The following is a 13,178-nucleotide window of genomic DNA, read 5'->3' as shown; positions in this document are numbered from 1 at the left end:
TCAAATGAAGTCGAAATTCTATCAAAAAAACCAAGCTTTCAGCCATAAATTAGACTAAATCAAGCTCAATTTTGTTTTGACTGACAGAAAGCACCCTGCAACCCAAGATCTCTCCCTCTCTCAGATTCTCTCTCTTTCCTCGAATCTTACTAATATGAAGCAATCCATCCCCACCATTTGGCATCTCAATAAAAGCTCCAAAATCAACAATCTTCTTGATCTTTCCATCAAAACACATCCCCACCTCATAATCCGCAAAATCTCTTACCTTTCCCTTTGCCAAGAGACTCAAAATATATTCTTTGGCATTTTTGAGACGCTCTGCGCCCAAACCATTGATTCTAACTTCACCCTTGGTGCGATCCAGATCAATATTGACCCCAAAACGCTCAATAATCTCTTTGATCACCTTGCCCCCAGTCCCGATGATTTCAACAATGCGCTCCACAGGCACATCAAAAGTAATCACAGATGGCACAATCTCTTCATTGATCTCTATCTTCGCACATGCTTCTTCCATCAGTCCTAAAATATGCAAGCGTGCCTCTCTTGCCTGCTCGATAGCCCCCTTTAAGATCTCAGACTTCATTCCTCCAAGCTTGATATCCATCTGTAAAGCTGTAATCCCTCTTTTGGTCCCAGCCACCTTAAAATCCATATCTCCACAATGATCTTCCAATCCCATGATATCTGTCAAGACTGCATAAGACTCATTTTCTTTGACAAGTCCCATAGCCACACCTGCAACAAGCTCATGTGTTTCCACTCCACTTGCTGCCAATGCAAGAGATCCTCCACAAACTGTCGCCATCGAACTTGAGCCATTAGATTCCAAAATTTCAGAGACCAATCTCACAACTCTTCGATCCTTAAGACTTGCTTCAAGTGCTCTTTTGGCAAGATTTCCATGTCCTAGCTCTCGACGCCCAGGAGCTCCGATCATACTTGCCTCCCCCACGCTAAATCCAGGGAAGTTGTAATGCACCATAAAGCGTTCTTTTGAAGTGGTTTTATCTCCAAGTAACTCATAGCTTTGAGCATCATTATCTGATCCAATCGTTGCAACAACAAGCGCTTGAGTTTGCCCTCTTTTAAACAAACAAGAACCATGTGCACATGGCAGTATATTGGTCTCAATCCAAATCTCTCGCACCTCATCAAGTGCTCGTCCATCTGCGCGTTTTTGATCTTTGAGGATCATCTCTCGCAACATTCGCTTCTTACAGATCTCAAGTGCCTTCAAGACTTCAGAGAATTCCCAAGAAACTTGCTCTTGGATTCTTAGAGCAAGATTTTTGAGCTCACTTGCACGCTCACTTTTTGCCATCTTTCCAAGAGTCAAAGCAAGCTCTTTGTGATAATGCATCCAAATCCACTCCACAGCCTCATCTCTTGCTTGATCTATTTTGATTTGAAGCTTGATCGGCTCTTTCTTTGCTCCCTCAAAGCTCTCTTCATATCTCCTAGATCGCTCTGAGATCACACGCTTGGCTAGCTCAACAGCTTCAAAAAATTCAGCCTCACTTAATTCGCACAAATCATCATTGGGCAAACTTCTCATCTCAATCATCAATACATGATCCAAATATCCAGAAATATAAAGATCGAGTGTGCTCCCTTGCATCTCTTGCATACTTGGATTGATCAGAAAACCTGATTGATTTTTTCCGATCCGCACCGCATTGACTGGGACAAAAATAGGCAAATCAGAGACATAAAGGGCACTTGAGGCTGCATTGAGAGCGCATACTTGAAGATCACTCACCCCATCATAACTCAACACCATCACGCTAATTTGAGTTGGATGAGCATAGCCTTTGGGGAAAAGTGGACGCAATGTGCGATCAATCAACCTTGAAGTCAAGGTTTCAAAATCACTAGGCTTACTCTCGCGCTTGATAAACCCTGAAGGGAATTTGGCATTTGCATAGGTTTTTTCAATATATTGCACAGTTAGCGGTAGGAAATCTTCCTCTAGCACTGTGTCATAATCCACAGCGACACTTGCCAAAATCACAGTTTTTCCACAACAATACCACACTGATCCCGAGGCCTGTTGTGCGGCTTTTGTAAAATCAAAATTCTCAATCATTGAATCCAAATGGACAGTCATCTCACCCACAATCATACTCCGCATAAAAATTTTGTGATTCTATTACAAATTAGATCGACTCAAGGATAAAAGCGCCTCGCTTTCAACACTCAATAAATCTTTGTAGTAATAAGGCATAGAGACAAAGTATTGAGGGCTTAGCACACTATACACACAATCACATTGTGCTAGCAAAAGCTCCAAGATATCTGAGGGCACCACAGGAGTAGCAAGAGAGAGGCTTCGGCATTTGTCCTTAAGACACATTTTGATGGCAAGCTCAACCTCAAATCCAAGCTCTACCCCTTCATTGACAATCAATACATCTCTATCTTTGAAGTCCATCATGGCATTTTCTCCCCGCAACCTCTTAACTCTTGGCAAAATCACTCGCTCAGCCACCCTCGTGGCTTGGGCATAGATTTGATCATAAGAGATATCAAATGATTCTGCAAGCTGAGCATCTAGCACAACATCCATTTTTTCGCTCACAAGAGCAATGATACAATCTCGATTCTCTGGTGCACGAATGGGGGCTGTCAATAAATATTCCAAAGGCAAACCATAATACTGAGCCACCCGCTTTGCCAAAAGTGTTTTTTCTCCAAAAAGCCCAAGAATCACGGTATTGCCAAGATCAGTCAATTCGATACGATCGACAAGCTGTTTGAGTGCATCGTCAATATCTTTGAAATAACCCTTCCAATTCTCCATGCTTTCTCCTTCAATTATTTCTTAAAGCGATAAGAGGCTCCAACTCCGCCAAGGGGAATCACCCTAAACTCGATTTTGACATAGTTATTGGTCACAGTTTTGATGGGCTGATTTGGAAGGTCTGTCAATATGGGTGCAAATTCTTGACCAAATACAAATGAAATTCCAAAACATCGAATATCTGTGGATAGGGTCAGTGTCCAATCCTTGACATTCATATTGATAAAGTCATAATTCATATCTCCACCCAAAGCAAAATATCCAAAATCATTTTTGAGAGAGAAATTTAAAAAATTTGCATCCGTATTGACATTGTTAGAAGTAAATACATTTTTGTAATAGTAGCCAAATGAGCTTGTTAGTCTCCAACGCGAGAAATTCATATTGGCAGATGCTGATTCGATTGCATCATGCAAAAATGAATACCGCAAGGTTCCCTTAAGATTTAATCCTTCAATAGGTGAGGAACCTATCTCATTTTGCATACTTGAGGAAAATAGCAAATCTCTAGATTCTAGATTAAGTCTTTGTGAGACATTGTAATAAAACGCCGTTCGTCCATCGCGCGTATAAAAATACTGCGATAAACTCGCCTCAAACACAGGTTTATTGCTTTCAAAATCGACAATTGATAAAGGATTCCATAGGTTGTAGATCTGCTTTGTTTGATTGATCTCTTGAGCATAAGCTTTATAAACCTCTGTATCAAACATAGAGCTATTGTAGCGATAATAGGGTCCAGAGACGCGTGTCTCAAACTGCATAACATGCAAGAAATTCCCATAATCTCTAGCGATATCTGAAGTCAAGCTCGCCTTGTAATTGGCGGTGAAAAAGTTAGCTGTATTTGAAGAGGGGAATCCTCCAGGGATTCTCATACCTTGGGTGCGATATAGATTGACATTGCTGAAGTCCAAATCTGTTCCAATCCCCAAAGACACATAATCCCCAAACAATGGAAACTCTACACTCAAGGGAAGAGAGATGCTATTTTCAACATAGCCATATCCCCTGTAGCGCACCACATTGTTACTTTGGACATCAATGGCATAGATTAGATTCCTCCAATACAGCGAATCAATAAATTTATGATATTGCACGCCTGGAAGCAGTTGAAGCGTCTCTTGATTATCCGAGCTTGTAAAATCAAAAAAATATTTGTTGTAGATTCCAAAGTAGTGATCTTGGGAGCGGAGGAAGTAATTGAGCTTTGAGATCCGAGTCCGATCAGTGATTTTTTTACCCACATCATCAATCCTCAAATAATCAATATCATTCATATAAGATAAATCTGCAAAAAAACCATCATATAAGGTCGGAAATCTCTGCAACATCCCTGTTCCACTACTTGTCTTGAAAAACAAATCAAATCCATAGATATGATTATTTTTGGCAGAAAATTTCTTGACATAATTATTGAGGTTATAAAAATATTTCATCTTAAGAAAAAAAAGATTATTGTTGGGAGTTGCCAACCTAAACTCTCCTGAAACTCCAGCTCCCCTTGAGGTTCTAATCTGGGGACTGATTGTCATATCCCAAAATTCTTCCGGAGCAATATAGATAGGCTGCCTATAATAAAGCCCCTCTTGATCAACATAGGCAAGCTGTGGATAGAGCAAACCACTTTTTCTTTCATTGCCTGTACTAAATCTTAGATATGGAATATACAAAAATGGCATCTTTCCCAAATATGCACGCGCATTCCATAGCGTCAAAACACTGTCATTTTGATCAAAACTCCCAGAGCTTACATCCAAATGCCATACAGGAGATTGAATGTCACAGCCTGAAATAGTCCCCTCTCTAAAATAATAAACTCCCTCTTTTGAATCTGCTTGAGTAGCACTAATCCATAATCCCGTCTTTGTGTTTTGCAAATACAAAGAATCAAGTGAGAACTGATCTTGACTAAAATCAAGCTTCATCTTTTCACCTGATAATAAAAGCGTGCTGCCCTGATAGATTCTCGCTTCACCTTCGATGATAGCAATTTTTGTTTTTTGATTGTATTTGAGATCTTGAGCCGAGATATAATAATCCCCACTCACAAGCACAACATTACCACGAGCAATAATCTCATCTCCCTTTCGCTCCATCTTGTTAGCAGTGATCTCACCAATCTGGGATTCTCTAGATTTGAGACCCAAATTTTTAGCTAATAGCGAAGTGGCTAGGAGAAAAATCAGAAGAGATTTTTTAGGCATTTCTGATCACAATTGTCTTGGCCATATAATCATGAAGGGCTTGTTTGAATGGAGAGAAGAGAGAAAACAAATAAGGAAAATAAAACAAATTTTCACTCAAAATTTTCATCACAGTGCGGATCAAAGCATGCAACACACTTGGCGAATCCAAAAGCATAACTCCCAACACACGGATCTTTAAAAATATCTTGCCCAGAGTCGCGCCATACAAAACCAAGAAAATAACTTCATAGGCGATACTCAAACAAATAAACTGCCAAATCACATTGGAAATCAAACCAATCATCATCGCATAGTCTCCATTGGTTTGTGAAAAGTCATTCCAATAAATAATAAAAAAAACAAAGGAGATCAAAAATTTATCAATCAAAAACGCGCAGAAACGGCTTCCAACTGAAGCCAACTGAAGATTCTCACGATATAGTTTTTCTTCTAAATTCATCATATTTACCCTATAAAAAACCCAAACGACGCTTCTCTGATGCGTAGCCTAACAACGCTACAACTAGGATTAAGAGAGACTTATTAGGTAATAAATCCTCGTCTATTGACTGCAAGCGGAAAAATCGCACACAAAGCCCGCTACTCAATCCAAAAAAAAGATCTTTCAACAGACTAGCATATTGAGAATCGCGTATCGTTTGAGCATTGAAATTATAAACAAAATCCTAGTAAATCGGCTTAATTTTCCATCTATACAAAAAATAACATCCCACAAACCATAGAATAGGAATCAAAGCAAGTGCGACAAATGGAGCAGCATCAGCCATTACCTGCGTGATAACAAAATACAATACAACAGAACTCAAAATATAAAAGGCTGAAAAGTTCTTATGATAACGGGGATTGGCAACCCCAATCAATGGAATCAAAAACAAACTTACAAGAGGAAAAATAGCGATCAAAATAGCCTTCACAAATTTTCTTTGCTTACTATGGCTTTCTCCACTCAATCCATCCTTCCAGTATTCCATCAAATCATATCCACTCAATGGTGCCTCTCCAACGCGAGTCTTGATCCTAGCCTCTTGAAAAATAACCTTTTTAAACTCTTCTTGTTGTGCAATATAGGATTTTCCACGATACAAATTGAGAGCAAAGACACCACCCTCATTTGTAATCTTCCCCTCTTGGGCACTGATAAAATTCTCAAATGCCATCCCCCTAATTGAAAACAATACAAGATCCCGATAGGTCCGATCTTGAACACCTCCTACATAAACAAGCCAATCCCCAATCTTTTGACCAAATTCTCCAGCCTTTAAGTTGATATCTACATCAACTTTCTTACGCTCTATGAAATTATCAAAGGCTCTTTTGGAGACAGGAACCGCACCAAGAGAAAAAACAAGCGAAGTTAAAGAAACAATTAGTGTCAAGGGCACAAAAACCCTGATGACTTCCAAGGGTCGAACCCCAAGAGAGAAAAAAACGAGCATCTCATAGTCATATGACAATCTTGAGATAGCTAGAGTGCATGAAGCAAAAAAAGTGATAGGAATGATAAAAAACACAGTATTAGGCAAAGAATACACAAAAAGATAAGTCAGATCCACAAAGCTTAGCTTAATAGCATAGCTTGATCCAGCAATCGTAATGAGCAAAATCACCGAAGACACGAAAAAAAGCACAATAAAAAAGGGGAAAAAGATTTGAGAAAAAGCCCAAAGAAAATATTTTTTATACAAAAGACTCTCCATATTGGAGATAAATCAACATCAACACAAAAGCTATAGTCAAAAATACAACAAATGGCACTTTGATCCCAGATAGTGCGATTTCCTTTCCCTTAAGAGAAAAAAGACTCACACAGAGAATATAGCCCATTGCAAGCACACAGGCCAATACGATCAAATATAGACTTGGATAAATCATAACCAAAGATCCCATTGAGGCAAAAACGATAATATCTGCTTCTCCCAAAATTTCTTTTCTAAACACAAAGCTCCCAAAGATTCGCAATACCGCAAGCCCTCCAGCGACACAAAAAGCAGCAATAAAATGCTCACTTTCTAGCATTTCTAAATAATACAAGCCTCCAAAGATTCCAAAAAAACACACAAAATTGATCCAATCAGGCACGGCAAGCAAAACAGCATCAATATAAGACATCACAAAAAACAAAAACAAAACACATGCCATAAACAAAGCATAAAGACTCATTCCATAAAGCATCACAACAAGCAACAAATCAAACACACAAAAAGCAAAACACCAAAGCAAACTTTTGGAATAAAAGAGACGGATCATAAAGTTTAGAAAACCCATCTTATTCTGTGTTATGTGTATAAGAATCAATCCATTTCCCAAAACGCTCCCCCCAGCAATCAACAAACACAGCCAAAGCCACATCTCTCCATCCAAAGACAGAAACTGATTCCATAGCTCCATCATTGCTGCAATCCTGTTTTGAGATAATTTCTCATTTTACAAATCTCACCAAGATCAATCTGACGATGCACCACTCCTCTTTTGCCATCTTGATACACATCTCCAAAGGGTGAAATAATCGCACTTCCTTTGGAAAATCCCTCATTGGCCCAATCACTTGAGACAACAAAGGCTTGATTAAGAATTGCAAGAGATTGAGAGAGAATCTCAAAATGCCTTTTGCGTTCCTTGTCCCACTGAGTTAAGACAAAAATAATCTCAGCTCCCTGAATCTTTTTCCAAATATCCAAAAACCTCAGCTCAAAGCAATTGATCGCAGCACACTTGATCTCCCCAATATAAAAAAACCCCACATCTTCCAAATCCCCTTGTGTCAAAAACTTTTCCTCATGATTGAGAGGAAAGGCTTGAGTTTTTGCCTGAGAATAGATAATCTCCCCATTGCAAATCACCTTAATATTATTGAAAAAATTTCCATTCATTTTTTCAATCACTGATGTAATTAGCGTGCAATCCTTGATCGCCTGACAATATTGCGCAAGTGCATACTGAGAAAACTCACTTGCTTCCTCAAGACGATCAAATGCAAAGCCTGTCAAACTCAAATTTGGAGTGCAAATAATAGAATCTTTGATACAGCGCTTAGCAAAATCCAAAACTCGATCTAAATTGGCTTGAAAGCAATCTTGAACCCTAAATTGCAAAACATAAATCTTTTGATTCTTAGAAGTCATCAAAATTGATGCTTCCCTTAGCATAGTTTGTCACCTTGGCTTCAAAGAAATTTGTTTTTTGATCATTAAAACTTGAGAACTGATCCACCCATTTGATTGGATTTTTGGATCCATAAATCTTTGGCATACCAACATGAGCTAGACGATCATCAGCAAGATATTGAATATACTCACGAATAATCTCACTCGTCAAGCCCAGAATCTGCCCTTGTGTGATGTATTCTCCCCAAGCTACTTCGACCTCGACTGCCCTTTTAAACATCTCCACCACTTCCTCTTCAAGATTCTTTGTAAATAAATCAGGTCGTTCTTTTTTGACAGAATTGATCATATTTTGAAAAAGCAAAAGATGTGTCACTTCATCTCTTTGGATAAAGCGAATCATTTGAGCACTTCCTAGCATTTTCCCAGATCGTGCTAATGTATAAAAATAACTAAAACCACTATAAAAATAAATCCCCTCTAAGATCTGATTGGCAAACATAGCTTTGACTAGATTTTCTTCAGTCGGATTTGAAGCAAGCTCCATATAAACTTCGGCAATATGGTCATTTTTGGATCTTAGTTGCATATCCACTCTCCACATATCATAGATCTCTTCAGTGTTTGCAGAGATTGATTCAACCATCACAGCATAACTTTGGGAATGCAAAGCCTCTTCATAAGCCTGACGCACCAAGATAAGATTAATCTCTGGGCTAGTCATATAGGGATTGACATTATCAATCAGGTTATTTGTCTGCAATGAATCCATAAAGATAAGCTGCGCCAATGCCCGATCATAACCGAGCTTTTCTTGAGTTGTGAGGCCACCATTGTAGTCGCGTTTATCAGCATTCATATTGACTTCTTCGGGAAACCAAGTATTAGCAAGCATCACTTTCCAAAGATTATATGCCCATTGATATTTGATCTTATTGAGGTCAAACATACTTGTAGGATTCCCACCAAAGATCTTGCGATCACTGACGCTCTCTGTTGAATTTGGGTTATAAATTTTTTTTCTCTCTACTTCCATCGCCAATCCTTTGAACTGATGTATTTTGTGCAAGTGTAAATCTTTAATAAACACCAAAAGCTGTATCAAATAAATTAAATTTTTTTGATTCCTTTTATAAACTCTAACTATATCAAATTTATATTTTCTACCACGCAAGATTCTGATATAATCCCACCTTCAAAAGTAGTTTTGTTACTTTTGAAGATATGCGGGAGTGGCGAAATTGGCAGACGCACCAGACTTAGGATCTGGCGCCGCAAGGCGTGGAGGTTCAAGTCCTCTCTTCCGCACCACATTTTCTTTTCTGTATTTATCTCCCTCATCTATCACATTTACATCAAGCAAGGAAAACGATGCGAGAAATTAAAGTGCGAATTATTAGTGATTATCAGAATGCATCGGTTGAATCATGGCTCAAACAACAATCAAAAAACAATGACTGCTCTTATACAAAAGGACAATTTAAAGTCATTTATACAACAGAAAATATCCCCACAGACTACACAATTATGATCAATAAAGTCGATCAAGATACAGCCATTGATTGCCCTCTGCAAAATATCTGGGGAATCCAGCAAGAACCTTTTATCGAGGGAAATTTAGAATACGCAATTCCATTCAAAAATGAGTTTGCAAAAACACCACAAACCTACGCACAATGCTCACAAGTTTTTGCTTTTGTCCCAAAACTTCTTGAGCAAAAAGGTAAATTTATCACCTCACCCCCATATATCTACTGGCTTTTAGAACACAATAGAACACAAAGTTTTCAAGATATTGCTTCTTTTGATTTTTTCCCCAACAAGCATAAAGAAATTTCTTGCATTGCAAATCTTGACAAAAAGGCATTTGCAGGACATATCAATCGTGCAAATTTTGTAAAATTTCTCAAGAATACTTCCTTGCCTATTCATTATTTTGGCGGTGAGAAATCTCATAACTTTATTCAAACCAAACTTGAAGCCCTCAAAGACTATCGCTACTCTATTGCGATTGAAAACAGCTCGATTCCTTTTTATTTTTCAGAAAAAATTACAGATTGCTTCTTGGCAGGCTGTATGCCCTTTTATTATGGCGCGAACAATATCGCTGACTTTTTCCCAAAAGAATCTTTTGTCTGGATTGATATTCATAACCCCAAAGAATCAGTCAAAATCATCAAAGATACGCTAAAAGAAAAAAAATGGGAAAAAAATCTAGACTATATTATAGAGGCACGAAGGAGAGTATTAGAGGATTATAATTTTTTACAAATTATGGGAGAAAAAATCATTGAAGATGCCTTAATCTCTGATTCTCTTCCTCAAAGAACACCCTCAATCATCAAAGGCTATAAGAGATCATTCTCTACACATCTTTTGAGGAATCTTCAAAGAGTGTATTTTCTGATTTTAAAACCAATGGTTTATCTACAAAAATTCATAAGGAGCAATTGATATGAAAACAATACTTTTAACCAATGATGATGGATTCTTATCCAATGGGCTTTTGGCGCTTAAAGAAGCTTTGAGCGATCTAGCACGCGTTGTGATCGTCGCACCTGCATGTGAAAAATCAGCCTGTGGCCACGGACTTACCCTCAACAAACCTCTCAAGCTCATCCAAATCCAAGAGGACTATTACAAAATCGATAATGGCACGCCAGCAGACTGCATCTATCTTGCTATGCATTCATTATTCTCTTCCCAAAAGCCCGACCTCGTCATCTCTGGCATCAATCTGGGCTCCAATATGGGTGAAGATATCACATACTCTGGGACTGTGGCAGGTGCGATGGAGGGAGTGATCTATGGAATCCCCTCCATTGCCATCTCTCAAGTGCTCAAAGATTCAAACAAAAATCACAATGATTTCTCTCTTGCCAAGCAAACCATCAGGGCGATTGTTTCTCAAATTTTTAGTTCTTCTTTTCCCCTAGGAGATCGCAAACTTCTAAATATCAACATCCCCAATGCCAAGGAATCCAAAGGATATAAAATCACTCAGATGGGCTATCGCCTTTATGAGCATTCAGCACAAAAGAGTAAAAACCCCAGAGGAGAAGAGTATTTTTGGCTTGGATTGCATCCACTCAGATGGAAAAATCGTGATAATGCCATCACACTATCAGATTTTGATGCTATTGAGCAGGGCTATATCTCAATCACCCCCATCACTCTAGATCTCACAAGTTTTGATGATCTACACACTTTGCAAGGATGGATCCAATGAGTACTCCCATCATCGATCGCTACACTCGCTCAAGAATTATTTTTGGCCCCCATTTTGAGACAATGCAAAACATAAAAGTACTTATTTTTGGAGTTGGGGGCGTGGGTGGATATGCCCTAGATGCACTCTATCGAAGCGGAATCACGCAAATCACAATTATCGATAAAGATGTTTTTGATATCACCAATCAAAATCGCCAAATCGGCTCTGAAGCAGTGGGTGAAGTCAAAGTCCAAGCTCTCTCAAAACTCTATCAAGGAATCACTCCAATCCATGCACAAGTCACAAGTGAATTTTTGCAAACTCTTGATTTTGATCAGTTTGATTACATTGTGGATGCCATCGATGACATCAATGCCAAGATTCTCCTAGCTCAAAAAGCACAAGGTAGAAGATTTGGATCCTATATCAGCTCAACAGGAAGTGCGAAAAAACTCAACCCTCTCCTCATTAAGGTCTCAAATATTTGGAAAAGCCATGGGGATCGGTTTGCTAAAAAGTTTCGAGACAATCTCAAAAAACAGCGCTTTAGAGGGAATTTTAAAGTAATATTTTCTGATGAAGTGCCTCACTGCAAGGCTCTTGGGAGCTGCAATGTCGTGACTGGAAGCTTTGGGTTACAAATCGCGAGTGAAATCTTGCGTGATATTCAAGCTAAATATAAGGAGTGATTATGAGTGAGAAAATCTATTGCTATCAAGAAGATGAAGACATCCTTGATTATGAAGAAGAATACATTGAAGATGAGGAAGATGGGGGAAATGATTATTACCAAGGATATGATGATGATGATTATCAGAATCCAGATAGTGAATATGAGGATGAATGATGGACATCCTTAGAGCAGCACTTATTCAACATGCCTTTAAGGGCACAAAGCATAAAACTCTAGAATTTACAAAAGAGCAAGTTTTACAAGCCTCAAAGCTTGGGGCTAAGCTTGTGATACTGCAAGAATTGCACACTCAAGAATATTTTTGTCAAAGTGAAGATGTGCATTTTTTTGATTATGCTCTGGATTTCCAAGATGATGTGAAATTCTTTGCTCAAGTTGCCAAAGAAGCTTCCGTTGTGCTTGTCACTTCACTCTTTGAGCGTCGAAGTGCTGGGCTTTATCATAATACTGCTGTCGTTTTTGAAAGTGATGGAAGCATCGCTGGCAAATATCGCAAAATGCACATTCCTGATGATCCTGGCTTTTATGAAAAGTTCTACTTTACACCAGGAGATCTAGGGTTTGAGCCGATCAAAACAAGTCTGGGCAAACTAGGAGTGATGGTGTGTTGGGATCAATGGTATCCTGAAGGTGCGAGAATCATGGCACTAAAAGGTGCTGATCTCCTCATCTATCCCACAGCGATTGGATGGTTTCCAAGCGATTCTCAAGAAGAAAAAGATCGTCAAAGAGAGGCTTGGATTGGGATTCAAAGAGGGCATGCGATCGCCAATGGAATCCCCACAATTGCCGTCAATCGTGTTGGATTTGAGAGTGATGCAAGTGGGGTGATGGAGGGGATTTGCTTCTGGGGATCAAGCTTTGCCTTTGGAGCACAGGGTGAAGAACTCATCATGGGAAGCACAGATCAAGAAGAAATCCTACAAGTCCAGATTGATTTGAAGAGAAGTGAAGAAGTCAGGCGTATATGGCCATTTTTGCGTGACCGTCGAATCGAATCCTACCAAGACATCCTCAAAAGATATTGCGACTAATATCATCTCTTTTGAGGAGTTGATCATCCTATCCAAATCTCTGCTTTTTATCTTGCTCTAGCACCCAATATTTCTAAGCCATCACAATCTTTTTCTTAAAATCTTGATCAAGATATTTT

Annotated in this window: 13 protein-coding genes and 1 tRNA gene; 6 read left to right on the top strand and 8 right to left on the bottom strand. The window is 38.9% G+C overall.

Annotation, left to right across the window (positions count from 1 at the left end; all coding sequences use genetic code 11):
- Positions 1-49 precede the first annotated feature (49 nt).
- The 8 genes from T391_RS0100640 to T391_RS0100605 form a co-directional block, all read right to left on the bottom strand.
- Positions 50-2,128 (bottom strand): polyribonucleotide nucleotidyltransferase, encoded by a 2,079-nt coding sequence (locus T391_RS0100640; RefSeq protein WP_034583281.1) that lies wholly within the window; start codon positions 2,126-2,128, stop codon positions 50-52.
- A gap of 27 nt (positions 2,129-2,155) precedes the next feature.
- Positions 2,156-2,806, bottom strand: coding sequence for a hypothetical protein (locus T391_RS0100635; RefSeq protein ID WP_027326718.1), 651 nt, complete (start codon positions 2,804-2,806; stop codon positions 2,156-2,158).
- Between the two features lie 14 nt (positions 2,807-2,820).
- A complete protein-coding gene (locus T391_RS0100630) occupies positions 2,821-5,013 on the bottom strand; it encodes an LPS-assembly protein LptD (RefSeq protein WP_051420494.1) in 2,193 nt (730 codons plus the stop codon).
- A complete protein-coding gene (locus T391_RS0100625; RefSeq protein WP_084340072.1) occupies positions 5,006-5,458 on the bottom strand; it encodes an RDD family protein in 453 nt (150 codons plus the stop codon). The genes T391_RS0100630 and T391_RS0100625 overlap by 8 nt, the downstream gene beginning before the upstream one ends.
- Before the next feature lie 223 nt (positions 5,459-5,681).
- Positions 5,682-6,701, bottom strand: coding sequence for an LptF/LptG family permease (locus tag T391_RS0100620; RefSeq protein WP_027326715.1), 1,020 nt, complete (start codon positions 6,699-6,701; stop codon positions 5,682-5,684).
- A complete protein-coding gene (locus T391_RS0100615; RefSeq protein WP_027326714.1) occupies positions 6,694-7,407 on the bottom strand; it encodes a prepilin peptidase in 714 nt (237 codons plus the stop codon). The genes T391_RS0100620 and T391_RS0100615 overlap by 8 nt, the downstream gene beginning before the upstream one ends.
- The gene (locus T391_RS0100610; protein WP_233709523.1) at positions 7,404-8,162 is read right to left on the bottom strand and encodes a carbon-nitrogen hydrolase family protein; all 759 of its coding nucleotides are present in this window, start codon (positions 8,160-8,162) and stop codon (positions 7,404-7,406) included. The genes T391_RS0100615 and T391_RS0100610 overlap by 4 nt, the downstream gene beginning before the upstream one ends.
- Complete coding sequence (locus T391_RS0100605; protein ID WP_027326712.1) at positions 8,128-9,156, bottom strand: ribonucleotide-diphosphate reductase subunit beta; 1,029 nt, start codon at positions 9,154-9,156, stop codon at positions 8,128-8,130. Before T391_RS0100605 ends, T391_RS0100610 begins: the two co-directional genes overlap by 35 nt.
- A gap of 190 nt (positions 9,157-9,346) precedes the next feature.
- On the opposite strand from T391_RS0100605, the gene T391_RS0100600 reads away from it, so the two are divergent.
- The 6 genes from T391_RS0100600 (at position 9,347) to T391_RS0100575 (ending at position 13,059) form a co-directional block, all read left to right on the top strand.
- Positions 9,347-9,431: transfer RNA gene (locus tag T391_RS0100600), tRNA-Leu, on the top strand.
- 60 nt (positions 9,432-9,491) lie between these two features.
- Positions 9,492-10,574 (top strand): glycosyltransferase family 10 domain-containing protein, encoded by a 1,083-nt coding sequence (locus T391_RS08345; RefSeq protein ID WP_051420492.1) that lies wholly within the window; start codon positions 9,492-9,494, stop codon positions 10,572-10,574.
- Between the two features lies 1 nt (position 10,575).
- Positions 10,576-11,349, top strand: coding sequence for a 5'/3'-nucleotidase SurE (gene surE / locus T391_RS0100590; protein ID WP_027326711.1), 774 nt, complete (start codon positions 10,576-10,578; stop codon positions 11,347-11,349).
- A complete protein-coding gene (locus T391_RS0100585; RefSeq protein ID WP_027326710.1) occupies positions 11,346-12,020 on the top strand; it encodes a tRNA threonylcarbamoyladenosine dehydratase in 675 nt (224 codons plus the stop codon). Before surE ends, T391_RS0100585 begins: the two co-directional genes overlap by 4 nt.
- 2 nt (positions 12,021-12,022) lie before the next feature.
- Positions 12,023-12,178, top strand: a complete 156-nt coding sequence (locus tag T391_RS08620; protein WP_169728200.1) for a hypothetical protein — start codon at positions 12,023-12,025, stop codon at positions 12,176-12,178.
- Positions 12,178-13,059 (top strand): carbon-nitrogen hydrolase, encoded by an 882-nt coding sequence (locus T391_RS0100575; RefSeq protein WP_027326709.1) that lies wholly within the window; start codon positions 12,178-12,180, stop codon positions 13,057-13,059. Before T391_RS08620 ends, T391_RS0100575 begins: the two co-directional genes overlap by 1 nt.
- The last annotated feature ends 119 nt before the right edge of the window (positions 13,060-13,178 follow it).

The sequence above is a fragment of the Helicobacter pametensis ATCC 51478 genome (assembly GCF_000518225.1).
GTDB classification, from domain to species: domain Bacteria; phylum Campylobacterota; class Campylobacteria; order Campylobacterales; family Helicobacteraceae; genus Helicobacter_G; species Helicobacter_G pametensis.
The sequence above is the reverse complement of the archived record's forward strand: the minus strand, read 5'-3'. Positions and strand labels throughout refer to the sequence as shown.